The 22,609-nt window shown below is 70.7% G+C and carries 12 protein-coding genes and 2 pseudogenes; 7 read left to right on the top strand and 7 right to left on the bottom strand.

Annotated elements, in window-relative coordinates; genetic code table 11:
- Nucleotides 1-119 precede the first annotated feature (119 nt).
- Together mgtE and MTQ01_RS21970 are read right to left on the bottom strand one after the other, a co-directional pair.
- Entirely contained in the window at nucleotides 120-1,487 is a 1,368-nt protein-coding gene (gene mgtE / locus MTQ01_RS21975) for a magnesium transporter (protein ID WP_247492514.1), read from the bottom strand.
- Between the two features lie 467 nt (nucleotides 1,488-1,954).
- Nucleotides 1,955-3,679, bottom strand: coding sequence for a von Willebrand factor type A domain-containing protein (locus MTQ01_RS21970; RefSeq protein WP_374207835.1), 1,725 nt, complete (start codon nucleotides 3,677-3,679; stop codon nucleotides 1,955-1,957).
- A gap of 461 nt (nucleotides 3,680-4,140) precedes the next feature.
- Here MTQ01_RS21970 and MTQ01_RS21965 point away from each other — a divergent pair, with 461 nt between their 5' ends.
- Complete coding sequence (locus MTQ01_RS21965; RefSeq protein ID WP_247492561.1) at nucleotides 4,141-4,794, top strand: class I SAM-dependent methyltransferase; 654 nt, start codon at nucleotides 4,141-4,143, stop codon at nucleotides 4,792-4,794.
- On the opposite strand, the pseudogene MTQ01_RS21960 reads toward MTQ01_RS21965, so the two are convergent.
- Nucleotides 4,791-5,701, bottom strand: a pseudogene (locus tag MTQ01_RS21960) (IS5 family transposase). The gene MTQ01_RS21965 and the pseudogene MTQ01_RS21960 sit on opposite strands and share 4 nt — an antisense overlap.
- 217 nt (nucleotides 5,702-5,918) lie before the next feature.
- Here MTQ01_RS21960 and MTQ01_RS21955 point away from each other — a divergent pair.
- The 3 genes from MTQ01_RS21955 to MTQ01_RS21945 all read left to right on the top strand — a co-directional run bounded on the left by MTQ01_RS21955 (nucleotide 5,919) and on the right by MTQ01_RS21945 (nucleotide 9,575).
- Nucleotides 5,919-6,332 carry a hypothetical protein gene (locus tag MTQ01_RS21955; protein WP_247492512.1) on the top strand — a complete coding sequence of 138 codons (414 nt, stop codon included), beginning with the start codon at nucleotides 5,919-5,921 and terminating at the stop codon, nucleotides 6,330-6,332.
- Between the two features lie 107 nt (nucleotides 6,333-6,439).
- Nucleotides 6,440-8,527 (top strand): hypothetical protein, encoded by a 2,088-nt coding sequence (locus tag MTQ01_RS21950; protein WP_247492510.1) that lies wholly within the window; start codon nucleotides 6,440-6,442, stop codon nucleotides 8,525-8,527.
- A gap of 19 nt (nucleotides 8,528-8,546) precedes the next feature.
- Nucleotides 8,547-9,575 (top strand): hypothetical protein, encoded by a 1,029-nt coding sequence (locus tag MTQ01_RS21945; RefSeq protein WP_247492508.1) that lies wholly within the window; start codon nucleotides 8,547-8,549, stop codon nucleotides 9,573-9,575.
- 267 nt (nucleotides 9,576-9,842) lie between these two features.
- On the opposite strand, the gene MTQ01_RS21940 is transcribed toward MTQ01_RS21945, so the two are convergent.
- Nucleotides 9,843-11,060, bottom strand: a complete 1,218-nt coding sequence (locus MTQ01_RS21940) for an IS110 family transposase (RefSeq protein ID WP_247492507.1) — start codon at nucleotides 11,058-11,060, stop codon at nucleotides 9,843-9,845.
- 412 nt (nucleotides 11,061-11,472) lie between these two features.
- Between MTQ01_RS21940 and MTQ01_RS21935 the strand changes: the two are divergent.
- Together MTQ01_RS21935 and MTQ01_RS21930 are read left to right on the top strand one after the other, a co-directional pair.
- A pseudogene (locus MTQ01_RS21935) lies at nucleotides 11,473-12,667 on the top strand (IS110 family transposase).
- A 144-nt stretch (nucleotides 12,668-12,811) separates the two neighbouring features.
- On the top strand, nucleotides 12,812-15,043 hold the full coding sequence (locus MTQ01_RS21930; protein ID WP_247492506.1) for a TIR domain-containing protein: 2,232 nt from the start codon (nucleotides 12,812-12,814) through the stop codon (nucleotides 15,041-15,043).
- A gap of 116 nt (nucleotides 15,044-15,159) precedes the next feature.
- On the opposite strand, the gene MTQ01_RS21925 is transcribed toward MTQ01_RS21930, so the two are convergent.
- Both MTQ01_RS21925 and MTQ01_RS21920 read right to left on the bottom strand, forming a co-directional pair.
- Nucleotides 15,160-16,341, bottom strand: a complete 1,182-nt coding sequence (locus tag MTQ01_RS21925; protein WP_247492505.1) for a winged helix DNA-binding domain-containing protein — start codon at nucleotides 16,339-16,341, stop codon at nucleotides 15,160-15,162.
- A gap of 180 nt (nucleotides 16,342-16,521) precedes the next feature.
- A complete protein-coding gene (locus MTQ01_RS21920; protein ID WP_247492504.1) occupies nucleotides 16,522-19,254 on the bottom strand; it encodes a PQQ-binding-like beta-propeller repeat protein in 2,733 nt (910 codons plus the stop codon).
- 410 nt (nucleotides 19,255-19,664) lie between these two features.
- Here MTQ01_RS21920 and MTQ01_RS21915 point away from each other — a divergent pair, with 410 nt between their 5' ends.
- Nucleotides 19,665-20,324: a hypothetical protein gene (locus MTQ01_RS21915; RefSeq protein WP_247492503.1), complete on the top strand. Its 660-nt coding sequence runs from the start codon at nucleotides 19,665-19,667 to the stop codon at nucleotides 20,322-20,324.
- 447 nt (nucleotides 20,325-20,771) lie between these two features.
- Here MTQ01_RS21915 and MTQ01_RS21910 read toward each other — a convergent pair whose 3' ends face one another.
- Nucleotides 20,772-22,499: a bifunctional 3'-5' exonuclease/DNA polymerase gene (locus MTQ01_RS21910; RefSeq protein WP_247492502.1), complete on the bottom strand. Its 1,728-nt coding sequence runs from the start codon at nucleotides 22,497-22,499 to the stop codon at nucleotides 20,772-20,774.
- Between the last annotated feature and the right edge of the window lie 110 nt (nucleotides 22,500-22,609).

Raw genomic sequence — 22,609 nt, 5'->3', positions numbered from 1 at the left:
TCCGATCACATCCCGTCGGCAGTCTCCGCGCGGCGAAGGCCCCGGGTGTGCGCGGGAAGCGCCGCCGGCCACCGAACCGGTGCGAACCGCCCCTGCCGGCACGGGGATCGGGCGGTGGTTCAGACGCCGAGTACGGCCTTGGCGGTCATGAAGTAGATGATCAGGCCCGTGGCGTCGACCAGGGTGGTGACCATCGGGGCGGAGACCACGGCGGGGTCGATCTTCAGCCGCTTGGCGAGCAGCGGCATGGTGCCGCCGATGGTCGCCGCCCAACCGCAGATCAGCACCAGTGTGATGCCCACCACGATCGCGATCTTGACGCTGACGAAGACCGCCCCGACGAACACGCCCAGCACCGCGAGCAGGCCGCCGAGCAGCAGACCGACGCGGCACTCGCGCCATATGACCTTCAGCAGGTCGGAGCCGCGCACCTCGCCGACCGCCATGGCACGTACGCAGGCGGTCGCCGCCTGGGCTCCGGCGTTGCCGCCCGCGCCGATCAACATCGGGATGAACATGGCCAGTTGCGCGACCTCCTCCAGCGTCCCCTCGAACGCCTGGGTGACGCTGACGGTCAGGGTCGCGGCGACCAGCAGCAGGGAGAGCCAGAGCGCGCGGTAGCGGGCCAGCTGCCACACGCCCGCCGCCATGTAGTGGCCGGCCCAGGGCGCGGCACCGGACTGGCGCGCGACGTCCTCGGTGTCGGCGGCCTCGATCACCTCGACGGCGTCGTCGAAGGTGAGCAGGCCGACGAGGCGCATCTCGCTGTCGACGACCGGGAGGTTCATGTCGTTCGTCTCGCGCATCAGGCGCGCGGCGTTCTCGGCGGTGTCGGTGGCGTACGCGTACGACGGTTCGGAGACCACGAGCGCGGAGACCATCGTCTCCGGCGGGCTCAGCACCAGCTCGCGCAGCTCCACGATCCCGGTCAACCGCCGGCTGTGGTCGACGACCGGGAGGGTGTAGACGGTCTCCGCCTCGCCGCCCTTGGCCCGTACGGTGCGCAGCGCCTGCTCGACCGTGAGGTCCTGCGGCAGCGCCACCACCTCGGGCGTCATGTACCGGCCGACCGAGCCCTCCGGGTAGCCCAGCAGCGCGGACGTCATCCGGCGCTCGTACGCGCTCAGGCCGGCCAGTACGCGCTTGGCGACCTTCGCCGGCGCCTCGCGGAGCATCCGGGCGCGGTCGTCGGGGTCCATCCCCTCGACGAGCTCCAGGAAGGTGTGGTCGCGCAGCCCTTCGAGGATCTCCTGCTGGTCCACCGGCTCCAGCTCTTCGAAGACGGTGAGCGCACGGTCCTTGTCCAGCAGGCGGAAGGCGACGCCCGCCGTGACGTTGTCCATGCGCGCCAGCTCGTCGGCGATGACGTGGGGCGGGTGGGTCTCCAGCCACTCCAGGGCCGTGTGCAGACGCTGGTTCTCGATTATCTCCTCGAGGGACTCGGGGAGTTCGGGGTGAAGGTCCTCGGACGCGTTGGTCGGCGGCATGGGAAAGTCCTCAGCACAGCGGTGAGTTCATCAGTGGGCTCGGGCGCATACCGCGGGCACCGCCACCCTCGCACTGTCAGCGCAGGGAGAGGGCGTTGCCGCGCGGGGCAGGACTGGGAGGCTCGCTACGCATCGCAGCACCACCTCCGTCGCTCGTCACCGCATCTCACCGCTTCGGCGTCCGCCGCCTGGCGGACCGTCCGGGGTCCGTGGCGGCCTCGGCGGGAGCCACTCGCTCACCGTCCCGACGCGCGTCCCAGGATACCCCGCGCGACCCGCCGCTCGGCGCCGGGCAGGTGTCGGGACCTGCGACGCGCTCCGCCCGCCGCCCCGTACCGCGGTGCGGACGGCGGGAGTCGCCGCGCCCCGGGGCGCCGCCCGTCCCCGTCTCTCGCACCTCGGGCGGTGCGAGAGACGGGGACGGCACGAAGGTCCGGGCGGTACGGGTCCGGGCCCCGCAGCCGGTGTCAGCCGGCCAGATCCCGGGAGGTGCCGATCAGCCGGGCCAGTTCGTCGACGTCCTTGTCCTCGGTGTCCCGGGCGGCCCGTACCGCCTCCTTGTGCAGGGCGCTGAGACCGGGGTCGCCGGGCAGCGGCGGGGAAGCACCGTGCGGCGTGCTCGGGCCACGGGTGGAAGTGCCCGGCGCCCGGCCCGCGTTGCCCGGCTCGTCGCGGCCGGTGCCGGGCGACAGGACGCTCGGCGGCTCGTCCGTGGCGCCGTCCCGGGGGTGCGTCGCGCCCACGCGCAGCGCGTCGGCGAAGTACGTGGCGACGGCCGCGGTGCGCAGTCGGGGCGAGCCGTCCTTCCACAGTTCGCCGTCCAGCTCGGCGGCGAGGATCCGGCCGGTGCGCTCGGCGGGCCTGCGGGTCTCGGGGTCCAACCACCGTACGGTCGTGGTCGCGACGCGTCCGGCGGCGCCGTCGCGCAGTTTGACGGCGTACATCGCGGTCACCGTGTGGCCGGGGCCCACCTCGCCGCCGTCGACGCGGTCGTCGCGGAAGTCCTCGTTCGCGACCCGGCGGTTGTCGTAGCCGATCAGGCGGTACTGCTCGACGTTGCGGCGGTCGAAGGCGACCTGTGCCTTGGCGTCCCGGGCGCGGACCTCGATGTTGCGTGCCAGGTCCCGGGAGAAGACGCGCGCGGCCTCCTCGCGGTCGGCGACGTAGACCGTGTTGCCGTCGCCCCTGTTGGTCAGGGACTCCATCAGGGTGTCGCCGTAGCGGCTGCCGACGCCGACACCGAAAAGAGTGACGCCGTGGTCGCGCCGGGCCCGGCCGATGTCCTCCAGGATCGAATCGGCGTCGGTGGCACCGGTGTTGGCCAGCGCGTCGGAGAGCAGCACTACCCGGTTGGTGGCGCCCGCGCGCCTGCCGTCGACCGCCTGCCGGTATCCGGCGCCGAGGCCGGCCTGCAGGTTCGTGCTGCTGCGCGTCTCCAGCCCGGCGATGGCGGTCCTGGCGCGGTCCCGCTGCCGCTCGCCGCTGAGCCTCGTCATCGGCAGCACGGTCTCCGCCTCGTCGCTGAAGGCGACGATCGACAGGGCGTCGTCGGACCGCAGCCGCCCGACCATGGTGCGCATCGCGTGCTTCACCAGGTCCAGCCGCCCCGGTTCGGACATCGAGCCCGAGACGTCGACGACGAAGGTGAGCGAGGCCGGCCCGCGCCTGCGTTCCTCCGCCGTCTCCGGCCTGGTGGCCAGGCCCACCCGGAGCAGCGTCCACTCCTCGTCGGTGGTGCGGGCACCGTCCATGGAGACGGCGAACCCGTTGCCGCCGGGCCTGCGGTGCTCCTGGCGGAAGCTGTTCACGAACTCCTCCGGCCGCACCGAGCCGGGCATCGGCAGCGTCCCTTCGCGCAGTTGGCGCCGGGCGTAGGAGTAGGAAGCGGTGTCCACATCGAGGGCGAAGGTGGACCGCATGGACGGATCGGGCGCGTACGGGTCCGCCGACGGCTCGCCCCGCTGTGGGCTCTCGTGCTCGCCACTGCGGCCGACGTCGCCGTCCCCCGGCAGCCGCGGGCCGGACCCGGGTTCACGGCGGTCCCCGCCTCCCTCGGCGGCGTCCGCGGTGGCGTCGGTGCCGCCGCCCTCCGACCCGCTCCGGGCCACCAGTGCGCCGCCGCCCACCAGTACCGTCCCTGCCAGCACCGCCGCCGCCGTGCGTCGGCCGATGGCTGCGCGCGTCACCCGCATATGACTCTCCCCGTCGGTTCGGCCTACCGCTGTGACGCGGTGGGTCTCCCGGCGGACCCGCACCCGCGGTTGCGGTTCGGTCTCGACCTCGGAACGGTGTTGCTCCGGTGCGGAGTTGACGCACAACCAGCCGACGGCCCCGATTGTCGGTGGCGGCCGGTACGTTCGTGACGAGACTGGAGACTCGCATGCCCGGGCCCGGGCATGCGGCCCGGCGCGGGCGGCGGGCGGAGAGGGGGAAGCGACATGGCGATTCGGCCCGAGCGGTCGGCCGGAGGGCCGGCACGGTTGCGCGATCCCGAGCGCCGTCTGTGCCCGTCCGCGCGTCCGAGCGCACCCACCGCCGTGCCGGGCCGGCCGAGCCCGGGGGCGCGGTGAGCGGCGCGGGCGGGGCGGTGGCCGGATCGGGCGGCGCGGCGGCGGCCGGGGCGGGGGCAGGCGGCGAGGCGGCTCCGGCACCGGTGGGCGGTCCGCAGCCGACGGACCCGGCGGCGGTCCGCCGCTCCACCGCCGCCGCCTATGACGAATTCGCCGTGCGCTACAGCGAGTTCGCTCGCGACGCGCTCGACGCGCTCCCGCTGGACCGGGCGCTGCTCGGCGCCTTCGCGGAGAGCGTCCGCTCCTCCTCCGCCGCGGGCCCGGTGGTGGACGCGGGCTGCGGACCCGGCTGGACGACGGCACATCTGCACTCTCTGGGCGTCGACGTCCTCGGCGTCGATCTCTCGCCGACGATGATCGGGCTGGCCCGCCACCACCATCCCGGGCTGAGCTTCGAGGTCGGTTCGATGGACGCGCTGGATCTGGCGGACGGCGGATCGGCCGGGGTGCTGTCCTGGTACTCGGTGATCCATCTGCCGCCGCCGCTCGTTCCGTCCGCCCTCGCCGAGTTCAGACGGGTGCTCGCCGACGGCGGAGTGCTGCTGCTCGCCTTCTTCGAGTCCGAGGGCGGTCCGGTCACCGACTTCGACCACGCGGTGACCACGGCGTACCGCTGGCCGATCGAGGAGCTGGCGGCGCTCGCGAGCGATGCCGGGTTCGCCGAGGTCGGCCGGTTGTTGCGCGAACCGGTCGAGGGCGAACGGTTCCGGCGCGGCCATCTGCTGATGCGGGCCTAGGTCCTCTCTGACAAAGAATCTTGGGGAAGTTCGCGGAGCCAGAGGATGAGTGCTGCGAGGTGGACTCCGGCCTTGTAGCGGGTGGCGAGTTTGTCGAAGCGGGTGGCGATCGCGCGGAACTGCTTGAGGCGATTGAAGGAGCGTTCGACCACGTTGCGTGCCTTGTAGAGGTCGCGGTCGAAGGCCGGCGGCCTGCCGCTGGCCTTCGACCGCCGCAGCCGGTTGGCCTTCTGATCGGCCCGTTCCGGGATCACGGCCTGGATGCCTCGCCTGCGCAGGACCTGGCGGATCGCCCGGGACGAGTAAGCCTTGTCTGCGATGACCGCGTCGGGCCTGCGGCGGGGCCGCCCGGCACCGGTCCGGGGAACCCGCAGCTCGTCCATCACCGTGTCGAAGACGGTGGAGTCGTTGATGTTGCCGGGGGTGACGACGACGGCCAGGGGCAGACCCCGGCCGTCGCAGGCGAAATGGATTTTCGTGGTCAGCCCGCCGCGGGACCGGCCCAGCGCCTGGCCAGCCGACGCGCGTGCCGGATCTTCCAGTTCGTCCCCCGCCGTCGCCCCTTTTTGCGGGCGCCAGCAGCGTGCTGATGGGCCCGATTGATCGTGGAGTCCACCGACACCGTCCATTCCACGGCTCCGACGGAGTCGTCGCGGACCTGGACCTGTTCGAGCAGACGGGCCCAGGTGCCATCCGTTTTTCAGCGGGCGAACCGTTCATAAGCCGTCTGCCACGGCCCGTAGCGTTCCGGCAGGTCACGCCACGGGGCACCAGTCCGCAACCGCCACAACACCCCATTGATCACCTGCCGATGATCTCGCCACGGCCGCCCACGACCGTCAACACCCGGCAACAGGGGCGCTATCCGCTCCCACGCCGCATCCGTCAACTCACCAAGACCCACCACAAGATCAATTATCAGACCGAACCTGATACAGACGAGTCCCCCGAGTCGGTGAAAATGACTCAACTATATTTATGCGCCACCAAAAGGCACTCTATCCGGACTCAAATGGACCATTCCAACATCACTCAATAGCACCAAGTGCCAACATAAACACCCTGTGCTACCTTGACCGGTCGAAGTAGTTAACTGACCATGACTACAGAAGCCGAGGTGCTCAATGTCTCAGGATCTGTTTGTTCGAACAATGCCAGCCAGCGCGGATAACGCACCGCCGGTGCAGTCCACCGTCGGGCTTATACCCGATGCGCAACTCGAAGATCCTGAGTCCCTAAAAAAAGCCGGAAGAGGTGCTCAGTCAATCGCCGGCGAGGTGAATGCTAACGCGTCGACCATGCAAAGCGCCTTCGCCGATTCGGCACCCAACCTGCACGGCGACGACTGGGACGGCCAGATCGGTTTCGCACTGCTTCACGTTGCCGAGTTGTGGAAGAATCAGAACGCCAAGATGGTTCGCACCTGCCTGGAAATTAGCGACAACTTCATCAAGACCGCGGAAAACTACGACGACACGGAAGAGACGAACACGCGGGCCATGAAATTCTCGGACGACCGCGACACTCCATTCGGCTAGGGCGGAATTTCCAGATGGTTACTTACGCACAGCTCTATGAGCTGGACCTGTCGAACTTTACGTCCCTTATCGAAAAATGGAACAGCGTCATACCTAAAATGGAGTCCGTGGACGAGTCCACCTCGAGCAGGCTCACCAAGCCGTTTGCCAAGGCCGGCTGGTACGCCCCGTTCGGAACCCAAGAGATCGCGCAGGCTCAGGTGAAGTACGTCCACCGCGAGACGGGCGACGCGGTGGTCGTGGCCAAGGCGTACCGGACCATCATCCGTGACTGCCACTCCGAGCTCTCCAAGCTCAAGAAGCAACTACACACGCTCGCCGACGAGGACGCCAGGGAAGCGGGCCTGTTCGTGACCAGCAAGGGCAAGGTGATACCCCGTCGTGACCTGGCAGATCGTGACGTCCAACAGGACCCCGAGTCGGAGAAGGCCCAGCAGGAGCAGCAGCGCAAAATCAAGGACTTCGAGGGACGGATAAAGAAGATCCTACGAAACGCCGAGTACGCGGACTCGGCGGCCGCGACAGCCCTGAGGCGAGCTGCCGGAAACAATGATCACGACTTCAACGCAAAGGCCCCAAAATCGGTCAACCACGACGAGGCTCTCCGCGCTTCGAAGCTGCTGGACAAGATGGAAGACGGCGGCACGCTGACAAAGAAGGAGTCGGCCGAGCTGGACCGCATCATGGAGCACAACCAGCGGGACGGCGACTTCTCCAGAAAGTTACTGCGACACCTGGGGCCCAAGCGCACCCTGGACCTAGCCGACGACCTTGACACCTCGCGCTATAACAGCGATGCAAGCGCACAGGACCGTAAGCAGGCAAGGGACCTTGAGCGCTACTTCGCGAACAGTGTGGGCGCCGCGAACGAGGACAAGGAGTTCTCGGAGAAGTGGCGAGAGCAGATGCAAGAACACGGTGTTCGTGACGTAGACGCCAAGGGGAAGCAGACGAACGGATACCAGACCCTCTCCACCCTGTTGAGCCGTGGCACCGACGCGTACCCACCGCACATGACCACGGGACTAACGGACGACATGATCAAGGCCGAGAAGAAGGATCCCGAACTCTGGGACCGTTCGGAGATCCGGCGCTACGGAGACGTTCGCGGAGCAAAGGTCGTCGACCCCGTCGACAACATGCTGACGGTGATGAGCAGGGACCCCACGACGGCCACGGAATACCTGGACCCAGACCCGAGTGACAACGCGACCTACCGTGACCCCGACTCCAAGAACGACAACTTGGCGTACCTCATGAAGGAGCGCGAGTGGCCGAGCATCGACCTCAAGGAGGAGTCGATCAAGGGTGGCAGGTTCAACGAGCGTGAATCCGAGCCGACCAACAGCAGGGTAGGGCTTGGCCACCTGATCGAGTCCGCCACCACCGGAGACAAGCCGGGCTCACCGATCGATCGCGAACCACACACCCCGGCTCAGGCGAGGGTGATGACTGACACCATCAACATGCTCGACAAGGGCGTCCAGGACGAGGACGTTCACGAGAACCTGCGTAAACCGGTGGCGGCCTCTCTGGCTGACTTCGCGGGTGACACCAGCAAGTCACTCAACGGATCCGACAGCCGCTACGGAGACAACGACGCGGGCTACTTCGTGGAGAACGAGGAGGGGAAGATCGCGCCGGACCGTGGCTCTCTGATCCGGGTCATGCGCGGAGTTTCCGAGGACCCCGAATCCTATGCGGTCATGCACCAGGCCCAGATCGCCCAGAACGCCGACGACATGGCGGCGGCTGGCAACGACCAGGCCGCGGCCAGAGTCGTCGCGGCGGAGGGCGCCGGTGCGCTCGGCGCCTACGACGCCATCCGAGAAGACATCATCACCGACAAGAACGACGATGCCCAGACAGACTGGAAGGCCAAAACCGCATACCACGTCTTCGGAGGCGCGGCCAACTTCATTCCCGTGGGTGGCGACATCGCCCAGCGCATGATCGACACCGCCGTCTGGGACATGGGCGAAAGCGTCAAAGGCGAGACCAGCAAGGCCGCTCTTGCCAAGATCGCCGAAGAGGATCTCGCCTCCGAGGAACAGAGCAGAAAGGTCGTGGACTCGTGGGCAGGACAGAACGGCCGCGACCCCAACAGCACGGAGATGCGAGAGATGAAGATGTTGGCCCTCCAACAGCGCGGCAGGCGGCGGGAAGCAGCCGAAAGGCAGCTGGGTAACGAGTAGGGCAAGGGGTGGGTCCGGGGTGAGCAAGGGAACGCCGCGACGCAGGCGGTACGTGCTGTGGAGCGTGCTCGGTGCGATGACGGTTACCGGCGGCGTCGTGGGCTACGCACTGGCCACGCGCGAAGAGCCGCCAAAGTGCGACCGCTTGATGGCGAACGACCAGGTGCGGAAGCTGCTGGGCAACAGGTATGAGTCGGGCATGGGGTGTGCGGAGTTCGGCACGGAACTGCGTGCCGCGCTGACCGGCAAAGAGCCGGGGCGCCACACGGCCGAGCAGGCCCGCACGATGCGCGCCGTCGTGACGGAGATCAGCCAGGACGTGTATGAACGCGGCGAAGCGCGCATCCACAAGGAACTCCGCCAACCGGTGGCCGGGGCCCTGGCCGACTACGCGGAAGACGTCTACGACGTAATGAACCAGCACACGCTGGGCGACAGGGGGGCGACTGACGAGGTGGAAGACGGGCGGGTCCGTGCCGCGTTGCCTCGCATGGCCGTGGGTCGAACCCTGCTTGCCGTGTCCGAGGACCCGGCGGCGCACGGGCTTCTGTTCGCAGCGATGGCACAACGCTGCGCACAGCAGCTCGCGACGGTGGACCGGAAGAAGGCGGAAGCCGTAGAGGCCGACGGTCAGTTGGCGGCCCGTGCTGTCGTCGGCTTCTGCGGATGGGCGATGGGCTGGATACTGCGCAGCGCCGACGAGCAGGAGGCACGGCTTGACTCGGACAGTTCGAAACTTGAGGCGTGGAACCAGGTAGTGGTGGACACAATGACGAAGCCTGACCGAGCTGTACCGCCCTTCAACCGGTCCGCTGCCGCTCATGTCTTCGGCACCTGGAAGCAGGATCTGGCCGAGCGCCCGCGTGACCAAGACCACGACGGTCATGCCAAGGATCTGGTCACCATCTGGGTTTCGGCACTGGGCTTCGAGGAGGGTCACGAGGTGGCGAACGGCTTGCGCCGTGAGGCGATGCAGAGCACCAGGGGCGGCTCTGACCACTTGTCCTACATGGCTGCTGATTGCCTCAACGGAAAGCGAACCTGCTGACCCCGCACCCGCCCACGACTCGCATTGGACTGCCAGCTGCCCTGCCCCACCGTGAGAGACGAACGACCCTACGCTGTAAGCCAGTTAGCCACCTCGCTGCCAGTCCCTCTTTCCCCCATTTCCTTTTTGTGGCCCCGCAATGGGGCTCCCCGCCTCTGGAGCTGGCATGACTCTGTCCCCCGTCGAACGCATGGCCCGGGGGGGGTGCCTCTGTGTCTTTCGTCAAGGCGCCTCTGTTGGGTTTGGGGTGGTTCGGGCTTGCTGGGGCTATGCGGCGAGTTCGACGTCCGTCGGTGTCCGGGTTTCGTAGAAGGTGCCGTCGCGGAGCATGGCGAACAGGACGCTGACGCGTTGGCGGGCCAGGCGTAGGAGGGCCTGGGTGTGGGTCTTTCCGCGGGTGCGTTGTTTGTCGTAGTAGGCGCGGGAGGCGGGGTCGGCGTTCATGCAGGCGAAGGCGGACAGGAACATCGCCCGTTTGAGCTGCCGGTTTCCGCCTCGGGGTGCGTGTTCGCCGTGGATCGAGGTGCCCGAGGACTTCGTGGTCGGGGCGAGTCCGGCGTAGGAGGCCAAGTGGGCGGCGGTGGGGAAGCTGGTGCCGTCGCCGACGGTGACCAGCAGGACGGCTGCGGTCCTGACGCCGACGCCGGGCATCGACGTCAGGACCGGGGAAAGAGGGTGGGCCTCCAGCAGAGCGTTGATCTGGGCTTCCGTCGCCCGGCGCTGGATATGGACGGCGGCGAGCGAGGCGGCGAGGGAGGGGATGACGATGTCGAGGGTGCCGGTGCCGGGGACGACGACGGTCTGTTCGACGAGGGCATCGAAGACGTCATCGATCAGCCGCTGGGCCATGCGTGGCGCCTTCGGGCGGATGAGTTCGACGAGTCTGCGGCGGCCGGCCTTTCGCAATGCGGCCGGGGAGCCGTGACGCTCCAGGAGCCAGGTGACGGCCTGGTGGTCCAGACGAGGACCCAGGACGCGTTCCAGCGACGGGTGGAACTGGGTGAGCAGGCCGCGTATCCGGTTGGAGGTGCGGGTGGCCTCGGCGGCGAGGTCCTGGTCGAAGCCGACGAGCACGGTCAGCTCAGCGGTGATCTCGTCGGTCACCTCCAGCGAGCGCAGAGTGTGCGGCATGGTGCGGGCCGCGTCCGCGATGATGGCGGCGTCCTTGGCGTCGGTCTTGGCCTCGCCCGGGTAGAGGTCGGCGATCCGGCGCATGGCGAGGCCCGGCAGGTAGGCGACCTTGCAGCCCGCGTCCCGGGCGACGGTCAGCGGCAGGGCGCCGATCGAGGCGGGCTGGTCCACGATCACCAGCACAGTGCCGAACTTCGCGGTCAGCTTGTCGAACACGGCCCGCAGCTTGGGTTCGCTGTTGGGCAGCGGCTTGTCGAAGACCTTCTTCCCGCCCGGGGTCAGCCCGTGCCCGTGATGGGCGGTCTTGCCGACATCCAGGCCGAGGAACACGCCCACGCCTTCGATCTCGAACATCGTGACCCTTCCGGAGTGTTGACGGTGCCGGCCTCGGCTCGGGTGTCGTACGCGCGCATCCACGTTATGCAGACCTGCCGCCCGCGAACCGTCCGACATTGCGCCGGACCGGGCGGTGGCCGGACCTCTGATCAGCGTCTCCGACGAACACCCCCGGACCGCGGCGACACCACCCCCCAGGTCATGCCATCGACAGGGGGGACACAGTCATACCGAGCCCGGAGGCCAGCGGCCCTCTTGCAGGACCGCGGAAAACATAACGGGGGGTGGTGTCACCAGCTCCGAAAGCATCGACAGGCCGCTGATTAGAGACATGAGCGCTGACTTCTTCGCAGGTCATGAGGCTGTTCGTCATGTGGATGTGGCGATCTATGCCGTGCCAAGTCCGGGCGAGTACAACCGGGGACCGCACGTGATCGCCACAAGTGACATCGGCGTCTTCCTCGGCCTGGATGTCGGCAAGGGCGAACACCACGCCACGGCCATCACCCCGGTGAGAAAGAAGGGCTTCGACAAGCGTCTGCCCAAACAGCGAGCGCAAACTCCGGGAAGTCTCTGGCAAGTTGACGGCGAAGCACGACACCGTGCCCGTGGTCGTCGACCAACCAGCTTCCGTCGGAGCCCTGCCCCTCGCGGTCGCCCGCGACACGGACTGCGCGGTCGCCTACCTCGCCGGACTGACGATGCGCAGGATCGCCGACCTCTGCCCAGGCGAGGCCAAGATCGACGCTCGCGACGCCTTCGTCATCGCGGACGCCGCACGCTCCGTGCCTCACACCCTGCGCACGCTCGCCCTTGAAGACGAGGCCGTCGCCGAGTTGTAGATGGTGGTCGGCTTCGACGACGACCTCGTCGGTGAAGCGACCAGAATCAGCAACCGCTTCCGCGGCCTGCTCACCCAGATTCACCGCACCTGGAACGCGTCCTGGGTCCAAGCATCCAGCATTCGGCCGTCCTCATCCCGCTCGACCGACATGGCTCCCGGCCCGGACCCGCAAGGCCGGCCGCCGCCAACTCACAAACCTCATACGCCCCAAAGCCCCGCGCAAGGCCGAACGACTCGTCGAAGACATCTGCACCGCCCTCGATAAGCACCGTCATCGTCCCCGGCACCGACGCCAGCGCCGACGCACTGATCCTCCCCAGCCTGGCCACATCGCTGCGCAACGTGCTCGATCAGCGAAAAGTTGCTGGCCATCAAGATCGAGGAACTGCTGGAGGCCCACCCTCTGTCCCAGGTCCTGACGTCCATGCCCAGCGTCGGGACCGGAGCCAGGAATCCTCATCGACGTGGGCGACGGCAGCAGCTTCTTCTCTGCCGCTCATCTCGCTGCCTGTGCTGGCCTCGCACCCGCGACCCGCAGCTCGGGATCCTCGATCCGGGGCGAACAACCATCCCGACGAGGAAACAAGCAGCTCAAACGGGCCTACTTGCTCTCCGTGTTCGTGGCTCTGTCCGACCCCAGATCCAGGGCCTACTATGACAATAAGATCGCCCAGAAGATCACCACGACCAAGCCCTCCTCTGCCTCGCGCGACGACGAATCGACGTGCTATACGCGGTGCCACCTTCTACGGCCCACAGCCAAGCCCCTCGGTATGGCTGACCCCATTGGGACACCCACTCGCGGCTCTAAGCGGCTGAGCAGCGCCGCACGTTGCGGTACCGCCCGGATCGGTCCGAGGCCGAGCCGGTGAGCGTCTGCGCAGCCTCCGCCTCCGGAGCCGGCCCGGAGCTTTGGGATGTCTTCGTGAGCTACAGCCGCACCGATGCCCCGCGCGCCGGTGTGGTGGTCTCCGCGCTCAGGGCGCGGGGCCTGCGGGTGTTCGTGGACGACTCGGACGTGGACGACTTCGCTTCCATCTCCACCGCCATCACCCGGGCCCTGTCCCGGTCGAAGGCGCTGCTCGCCCTCTACTCGGTGGACTACCCGGCTCGGCGCGCCTGCCAGTGGGAGTTGACCTTCGCCTATCTGACCGGTCAGCGCGAGGGCGATCCGCGGCGGCGGGTGCTGGTGGTCAATCCCGAGCCGACGAACGACCACATCCACCCGGTGGAGCTGCGCGACGCCCGCCACTGGCCGTGGCCCGGTACGCCCGAGGCCGCCGACCGGCTCGCAGCCAGGGCCGACGCGTACCTCGCGCAGCTCGCCGAGCCGATGGGCGACACCGCGGACGCCGGGTTCGTACCGTGGCTGCCGGCGCCGGCCCGTACGGGATCGGCGCGCTTCGTCGGACGGCTGGCCGAGCAGTGGCAGATCCACTCCGCGCTGCACCGCCACCGGGCGCCGCTCATCGGCCAGTCCGGCGCCGACCGCGCGGCGCAGCTGCGCGGGATGCCGGGTGTCGGGAAGTCCCTGCTCGCGCAGGAGTACGCGCTGCGTTTCCGGCCCGCGTTCCCTGGTGGCGTGTTCTGGTTCGATCTGCACGCGGAGCCGGGCGGGCGGAGCGCCGAGCGCACGACGGAGCGGTACCGGGAGCAGGTCTCCACGGTCGCGGCGGCGTTGGGCGTCGAGGTGCCCGACGGCCCGCTGCCAAGGCTGCTCAGTGCGCTCGCCGTCGTTCTGGGCGAACGCAACGAGCCCTGTCTGTGGGTGGTGGACGGCCTGCCGGACGGCCTGTCCGCGGAGCAGCTGCATCTGCTGCGCGGTCCGCATCTGCTCGCCGCCACCCTCGTCACCACGCGCTCTCTGCGCCACACCTCCTTCGCAGAGCCGGTGGACCTCGCTCCGCTGCCGGACGGCGACGGCTACCGACTGCTCGCGAGCCGACGCGCTCCCCGCACGGAGGCCGACCGCCACGCCGCGGCGGCGCTCGTCCACGACGTCGGGGGCCACCCCCAGGCGCTCGGCCTGCTCGCCGAGCTGGCGACGCGCGCGGGCTTCACCGCGCTGCGCAGCCGGCTGCACTCCCCGGGCGCGGACGTGCTCGCCGCGGTGCCGGGCGGCCCGCTGCCGGCCCTCCCGGGGCCGGGCACAGGGACGTCCGGGTCCGCGGAGCACGCCCAGCGGCACGGGGCCGAGTCGGATGCGGAGGGCGCCGGTTCGGCGGATTCGGACCCGCATCCCCTGGGCGGTGAGCGGCCGGTCGACGACGTGCTGCGGCTCTTCGCCCTCGCCAGTCCCGCACCGCTCAGCACGACCGTCCTGGAGCAGGTGCTGTCGACGGTGCACCCGTACGCCCCGTGGGAGGCGGCCGGAATCGTCGACCGTGCCGTCGACGCGCTGCTCGGTGACGGCGCGCTCCGGCCGGATGCCGCGCACGACGGCTCCTGGACGGTGCACGCGCTGCTCGCCCGAGCGGTACGGCGCCACGACGGCGACACCGCACGACAGGAGGACCTGCGACGGGCGCTGCTGCACGCCCTGGCCGATCCGCCGCGTGCTCCCGGCGAGAACGGGCAGCGGCCCGCGCCGCGTTCGGGCGACTCTTCGGTGACGGAGACCGGTGGGTGGACGGCGGCCGGGCGGCGGGCGCCCGATCGCCGCAGGGCGGGTCGGGGCGCGGGCGCGGTGGAGCGGGCCGCGGCGTTCGACCTTCAGGTGGAGCTGGTCACCAGGGTCGGCGTGCAGCCGCTCGCCGACCGGGAGGGCTCGCTGCGTGAGGCGTTGGCCTCGCTCCACTCGCTCTTCGTCACCGCGCGCGAGGTCCTCCACCGCATCAACGGCGAGGTCGGCGGGGCGCCGTACGGGGACAGCACCCGGTACGAGGGGCCGGGCGGGCCGGATCCTCTGCTCCTGCCCGCGATCGCCACCGGTCTGCTGGCACGGCTGCGGCCGTTCCTCTCGCACTGGCACCCCGCGTTGGAGGAGCACGAGGCGGCCCGGCCCGAGGGCGTCAGCCGTCCGGCGCACGAACGTGCCTGGGCCCGGGAGCGGGAGATGCGCACGGCCCTCGCCGAACTCCGCGAGCCGCTGGCCGCGTTGGCGGGGCGCCTCGGCCGGCTGTCGGGTGTCGATCTCCGCGATCCGGTCGACGACTGACCAGCCGCCACGGCCCGAGCGGAGCGAGCGCCCCCGTACGCCCGCCGGGGCTGTTCGGGCAGTACGAGCGCTCGAGCGGTACGAGCGGTACGGGCGGTACGCGCGATACGGGCCGGTCAGGCGGTCAGTTCGCGGGTGAGTGGGGCCGGGAAGCTGGAGACCAGACCTCGTTCGGCGAGCCAGACCTCCAAGCGCTCCGCCTCTTCGGCGACCGCGGTGCGGGCCTGCGCGCCGCGGTCGGCGAGCAGCCGCCAGACGATGCGGCCGTCGCCGCGCTGCGCCCACGCGCCGACCATCTCGCCGTTCCACCACACGGTGGGGCCGCCGTTGCCGGCGGAGTCGAAGAGCAGGTCGCGATGGGCGGGGTCGAGGCAGAAGTCCCGCTGCTTCCACCCCATGGTCGCCGGGTCGAGGGTGGGCAGAAAGGCGGCCCAGGGCTCCGGATGCGCCGCGTCGGCGCCGGTGTCGTCCGCTGCCGACCAGCCCGTGCCGTCGTCCAGGCGGACCTCGGCCACGTCGAGTCGTCCCAGCGCACGGTGCACCTCGGTCCGGGTCAGCCCGGTCCACCAGCGCAGGTCGTCGGAGGTGCCCGGTCCGTACGTCGTGAGCCAGCGCCGCACCAACTCCGCCTGCGCCGCGTCGACTTCCAGGTGTTCCGGCTCGGACACCGGGACGAAGCGGAACTGGCTGGAGGCCCAGCCGCCGATCTGACGCGCCCTGCGCACCCGGCCCTCCATCGCCAGCAGCCGCAGTACCGACCCGCCGACCCGCAGCGTCGCTTCGTACCGTTTGCCCGGCGACAGTGTGATCGTCTCGCGGAGCCTCGGAACGTGGTCGCTCAGCTGCGCGCTGCTCGCGCCCTCCTCGCCGAAGTCGGCCAACGCCTCCCACGCCTCGCGCTCGGCCGCCGCAAGCCACTCGGCGCCCCGGACACCAGCGCTGGTGCCGCTGTCGCTGCTCGCCAACTGGCGGAGCAGCATGGCCCGTTCACGCGCGGCGACCTTGGCCGCGGTCGCCGCGTGGAACATCGACACCAGAGTGGTCGGCACCGCGAAGAGGGTGCGCCGCATCGCGTGCATCCGCACCACGGTGCGGTCCTCGTAGAGCGCCCGGTCCAGCTCGGCGAGCGTCGGTTCCGCCAACCTCGCCCGCGCCGAGAGCACCACGCTCGTGGCGTCCGTCGCGTGCAGCCCGACCAGCCGCTCCGCGACCTCCTCGACCGTCTCGGCCCGGTTCGGGGCCGCCAGCATCTGCCGCACCCCGAGCCGCGCCCGGCGCTCCTGCGCACTGATCCGCATGACGCCAGGCTACGGGCGCACCGGCTGCCGGAAACGTCCGCCCGCCTTGTCGGGCGCCGGCAGCGGTCGAGCGGCGCGGCCGGCGTTCGGCAGACGCTCGGCCGGCGTTCGGTCTCGCCGGGTGCGAGCTCGTACGGGCATGCGGCGCGGTGGCCGCCGGTGCTGCGGGTGCGGCTGGGTTCACACGGCGGGGAGGCAGTACAGAGTCGTGCCGTGCCGGGCGAGGAGGCGCGGGCCGGCCAGCGCCACATGCCAGGAGTCCGCGGCGGAACCCTCGTCGCGGAAGGTCCAGCGGGGCGCTCCGTCGCGGAGGGAGAAGGCGGTGACCCCCTTGCCCTCCGCGGAGGCGACGTAGAGCGTCCCGTACCTCTGAACCATCTCGTCGCCCGCCGGAGCGCCGTCCGTCGCGGGCCGGACCCACTGCGGGCGGCCGGTTCGCACCTCCAGGCGCCAGAGCGTCCCGTCGTCCTCGAAGACGTGACCGAAGCCGCCCTTGAACGCGGCCGGCGTACGGAAACCGGAGGAGTGGCGCGGCTGGTGGCGCCACAACTCCTTTCCGGTGACCAGGTGGTGGGCGCGCAGCTCGGGACCGCCGAGCAGCAGGACGTCCTCGTGGATGAACGGAACGGGGCTCGCCCGCCCCGTCGCGGCCCGGGTCTGCCAGAGCTGCCGCCCGGTCTCCGACTCCCGGACGGTGACGGTGTCGTCCTCCATTCCGTGCGCGAGAAAACCCGTGGTGGTCGCCACCGCGTGCGAACTGCCGTTGCCGGCCCTGAGGTCCAGGGGCTTGTGCCACAGCGCCCCGCGCGAACCGTCCAGCGGCAGCGCGCACAGGGCCGTGCTGCCGCCGTTCACGCTGGCGCCCTCGATGTCGGCGACGGCGTAGAGGTACTGGTCGTCGGCGGCGAGCGGCGCCCTGGCCGAGAGTCCGTTGCCCGGATGCGCCGTCCACACCTCCTTGCCGGATCGCGCGGACACCGCGACGAGCGTGCCGTCCCGCTCCGGGCCGGCGAAGAAAACCATGCCCTTGGCCGTGACGTAGCCGGTCCGCCCGTAGGCGGCGGACAGATCCTGGGAGTTCCAGGCCGGCTTGCTGCTGCGGACCTCGATCACCCGCATCGGGGAGCCGGGCAGGAAGACGAGGTCGTCCTGCGCGAACATGCCGCGCGAGCGCGCCAGTTCACGCCCGTCGAGCCGGGTGGACCACAGCGGTTCGGGCGCGGTGCCGGGCGGTGGAGTGGGGTAGCTCTCGGCAGAGGGATTCGCGGTGGGCGCCGCGTCCGGGGCGGGCGGCGCGGCGGCCGACTCGTTCGAGGTGCCGCCGTCCGCGGGCAGGAAGGCCGCGGCGGCGCCCGCGGCGAGCGCACCGACACCGATGACCCCGGCGGCGATCCCCAGCACCCGTCGGCGGGAGACTCCGGCGCGCGCGTCGGGAGCGGGCTGCTGGGCACTGCCTCCGGCGATCGGGGGCGGACTCGCGACGGAGGCCGGGCCCGCGGCGGCGAGCGGAACGCCGTGCGCGGGCGTCCCCGCAGACACGGGCGCACCGGGCGCGGAGGTGCGGGGCACGGGCGCACCGGGAGCGGCAGGGGATGCGGAAGCCGGGCCCGGCGAGGGGTCGAGTGACTGGCGGCGTGTGCCGAGCGGGAGGGTCGGCGGTTCGGCTCCGCCGGGACGGGGCCCGCCCTCCGGCACGGGACCGTCAACCCGCTTCGGCGGTACGGGAGTCGACCCGCCCTCCGGTGCGGCACCGCCCGGTGCGGCACCGCTCTCCGTCGTGTCGCCCGGGGCCGGGGCGGCTTCCGTCGCAGGTGCCGTCGGGGCGTCCGGCACGTCGGAGGTCTCGGTGGCGGACGGAGCCGGGGAGGAAGTTTCGGCTTGAGTCCCGGAGGTCGGCGCACCGGCGGCCGGGGCCGCGGGTGCGGAGGTCGGCGCGGCCCCCGCGGCCAGTGCAACGGTGACCGCCTCGCCCGAGCCGGGTGCGGCGGTGGCTCCGGGGGCGCCCGCACCGGAGGCGTCCCCGGCGGTCCCGGCCGACACCTCGTCCGTCAGTGCGTTCAGGTCCTCGGCCACCTCGGCGGACAGCCAGTCCGTGAACGCCCCGTCCGCGCCCCCGGCTTGAAGCCGATCGGCCAGCTCGTCCGGGGTCGGGCGGGGGCCCGGCTTGCGGCTGAGGCAGTCCTTCAGCACCTCGCGCAGCCCTTCCGGCGCCCCGGCGAGATCGGGTTTGCCGTGCGCGACGTGGTAGAGCAGCGCGGCCGTCGTGCTTCCGTCGAAGGGCGGGCGTGCGGTGGCGGCGTAGGCAAGCACCGCACCGAGCGAGAACACCTCGCCCGCGGGGCCCGACTCTTTGCCGCGCGCCAACTCCGGTGAGAGGTAGCCGGGCGAGCCGACGATCAGGGCGGCCTTGTCGATCTGCTCTCCGTCGACCGCACGGGCCAGGCCGTGGTCGATCAGACGCGGGCCCTCGGGGGTGATCAGTACGTTCGAGGGCTTGAGGTCGCGGTGCAGCGAGCCTGCGTGGTGGAGGTCGGCGAGCGCCGCGGCCAGCCCCGCGCCCAGTGCGCGCACCGTCCGCTCGGGCAGCGGCCCGTGTCGTTCGACGAGCGCCTCCAGCGTGGGCGCCGCGACGAACTCGGAGGATATCCAGGGGAGTTCGGCATCCGCGTCGGCGGCGACCACGGGCTGCGCGCACCGGACCGGGCCGATACGGGTGGCAGCGGCGAACTCGGCGCGCAGCCCGGTCCGTACGTCGGCGTCCTCGGCGACCCGGGGGTGTGCGACCTTGAGCGCGACAGTGCGGCCCTCGGCCGAGCGGGCGAGGTACACCGGTCCGAAACCACCCGAGCCCAGACGACCCAGCAGTTGGTGGGAACCGACCTCGGTCGGCTCCCCCGCCTGAAGCGGCTCCATGAATGTCCCCCTTTGTCACCCCGCCGCGAAGACCCTCTACCCGCTCGCGGTCGCCACACCTTAACTACCCGGACGCGACGCACGTCACAGCAGGTGAGAGCAGGCAGTCGCCGCTTTCGGCAGGACGTCCGCGCACCACGTTCACACGCGCCCCCTCACACCCGGCACCACCTGACAGCCTCCTGCCACTCGTGCGCCGCACAGAGCGGAGAAGCACCCCGAGCAGCAGAAAACCCGCACGTCACTCACTGTGCGGCCGTCGTCGCGGGATCACGAGGATGCGTACAGAACAGTGACAGGGCTGTGTCCGAGCGACCGAAGACCGTCACCTAAGCTCAACGACTGCGTACCGACGGAGATTTCACAACGGACGCAACGCTCGAAATCACCAAAACGGGGAGGAACCCACCATGACACACCGCAGGAAGACACTGCTCCGCGCCATCGCTCCGGTCGCGGCACTGACCCTCGCACTCACCGCGTGCGGTTCCGACGACGGTGACGACTCCGGGGACAAGAAGAACGACAAGTCCAGCAGCGAGAGCAGCGACACCTCGGGCTCGGACGACAGCGACGACGCCACCGACGAGCCGACCGAGGAGGCGCCCGCCAACACCGGCGACCTGACCCTCGGCCAGGCCGCTCCGGAGGAGAAGGAGATCAACCGGGGCGATGGCACCCTCAAGGCCAAGATCACCGCGGACAAGGTCGACACCGGCGAGAACGCCGACCTGACCGCGGCCGGCTTCAGCGCCGACAAGGTCAAGGGCAAGTACCCGGTGTACGCGTACTTCACGTACGAGATCACCGAGCAGACCGGCGAGATCCGCCCGGGCACGGACCTCAACAGCACCACCGCCGTGCTCGACGCCGAGGGCAAGCCCGGCAGCCGCTTCATCGCCATCGGCGGCCAGCCGCTCAAGGGCGGTTGCCCCGAGAAGGACCGGGAGCTGGAGTGGAAGAAGGGCACCAAGGCGACCCTGTGCACCACCTTCCTCATGGACGAGGGCAAGGAGCCGACGAAGCTCGCCTACGGCATGGTCAACCCGCTGCTGTGGGCCGTGAAGTAACCACTCGGGCCCCTGAACGGGCCCGCTGAAGCAGCATCAGCGGCACGCTCGCGGTCGAATCGGCCGCGACGTCCCGCGCCACGCCCCGCGCCAACAGCAGGGCACTTCCTCCCCGGCCTCGTGGCTGTCCGTGCACACCGCGGACAGCCACGACGCATGTCCGGGCCCGGCAGCACGACGCAGGTCCGGGCCCGGCAGCCCGCGCGCGGCACCGGTCCGAGCCGAGTCGGCGCGCACGGCAGCAGGTTCGGACCCGGCCGCACGCAACGGCGAATCGGCCCGCTGACGTACGGCGTGCGGCGTGCGGCTCTACTTTCGGCGTGCGGCTCGGCTTTCAACGAGACGGCCGTTCTTCGCACCGCCCGACGCGCACACGCGCACACGCCCACACGCGGACCGACGGGCGCGTGCGACCGCAGGGCGAACGGCCGTGCGGCCGACCGGGGTTCAGCGCGCCTCGGAGTAGTGGCGGACGGTGGCGATCGTGAAGGGGAACCGGACCGGCGTCGGGCCGAACATCGCCTCCGCCGCGGACACCCCCGCGGCGTCGACGGCCTCGGCGACCTCGCCCGCCTCCTCCCGGGGGCAGTGCACGATGACCTCGTCGTGCTGGAAGAAGACGATCTCCGCGCGCATCCCGCGCAGACTTCGCCGGAGCGCGGCGAGCATCATCACAGCCCACTCCGACGCGCTGGCCTGCACCACGAAGTTCCGGGTGAAGCGGCCCCGGGCGCGCGGGTTCATGGAGGCATAGCCCGGGGTGAACTCCCCGTCGGCTTCTGCCGATCGGCCGACTTCCGCGAGCGCGTCCCGCGCACTCCAGGCGTCGTCCGGGGCCTCGCCCGCCGGCTCGTCGAGACCCCGGACGCGGACGGCGGGCGGGCAGGTGCGGCCGAGCCGACTGCGTACGAGCCTGCCCTCCTCCCCCGCACGCGCGGCCTCGTCCACGCAGCCGACCGCCAGGGGGAAACGGCGGCGCAGCGCGGCGAGGTTCTTCAGCCCGTCGCCCGAGGTCTGGCCGTACACGGCGCCCAGCAGTGCCAGTTTGGCCTGGTCGCGGTCGCCGAGGGCAGTGCGGTAGGACAGTGCGGTGTAGAGGTCGCCGGTGTCGGCGGCGACCTCCATCAGCGCGCGGTCGCCGGACATCGCGGCGAGCACTCGCGGCTCCAACTGCGCGGCGTCCGCCACAACCAGCGACCAGCCCTCGTCGGCGACGACGGCTCGGCGGATCACCCGGGGAATCTGCAACGCACCCCCGCCGTTGGTGGTCCAGCGGCCGGTGACGGTGCCGCCGGGCTGGTAGCCGGGACGGAACCGGCCCTCGCGCACCCAGTCCTGGATCCAGCTCCAACCGTGCGCCACATACACGCGGTACAGCTTCTTGTACGCGATCAGCGGTGCCACCGCGGGATGGTCGACCTCGGCCAACTCCCAGCGCCGGGTGGACTTCAGCCTGACGCCGGCCTCGGCGAACGCCTTCAGCACATCGGCGGGCAGGTCCGGCCGCACCCGGCGACCGAAGGCCGCGGAGACCTCGTCCGCCAGCTCCGCCAGACGACGGGGCTCACCACCGCCCGCGTACCGCTCGCCCAGCAGCTCGTGCAGCACCTCGCGGTGCACGTCCGCGCGCCAGGGCAGCCCCGCCGCGTTCATCTCCGCGGCCACCAGCATCCCGGCCGACTCGGCGGCCAACAGCAGCCGCATCCGCCCGGGGTGCTCGACGGCCTCCGATCTTCGGCGCTGCTCGGCGAAGACCTCCAGCAGACGCGGCAGGGGCAACCCGCTGCCGCCGTGCGGATCGAAGAGCGAGGACTGCGCGCCGGGTGCGACCGCGCGGGGCGGCGGATCGTCCGGCACCGGACCTCCGCGCAACCGCGCCCAGGCGGCAGCCGCCGAACGCGGCTCGCCCAACCTCCCCTCGTGCCCGAGGAGCAACTGCTCGGCGACCTCCACGTCGTAACACCGCTCCACCCACACCCCCGCGGCCAGCAGCGGCGGGTAGACCTCCTCCGTCGAGCGCCAGACCCAGCGCACCTCCGGCCTGGAGCGCACCGCGGCGACCAGGTCCGACTCGCGCAGCACTCCGCCGTCGGCGGGCGCGCGGCCACCGGGCCCCAGCGGCGCGAGGAACGCGCCACCGGCCCCGTCCGGCGCCAACGCCCACCACTCGGCCATACCGCGGATTCTGACACCGGGCACTGACAACGCCGCCCCGCGCCGCTCTCCGCACAGCCGCGCCCCACAAAGACGGGGGTTGTCGATTATCGATATGGTCGCGTACGCTC

Origin of the sequence: Streptomyces sp. XM4193 (assembly GCF_023072595.1) — a bacterium.
In the GTDB taxonomy this organism is placed as follows: Bacteria; Actinomycetota; Actinomycetes; order Streptomycetales; family Streptomycetaceae; genus Streptomyces.
The sequence above is the reverse complement of the archived record's forward strand: the minus strand, read 5'-3'. Positions and strand labels throughout refer to the sequence as shown.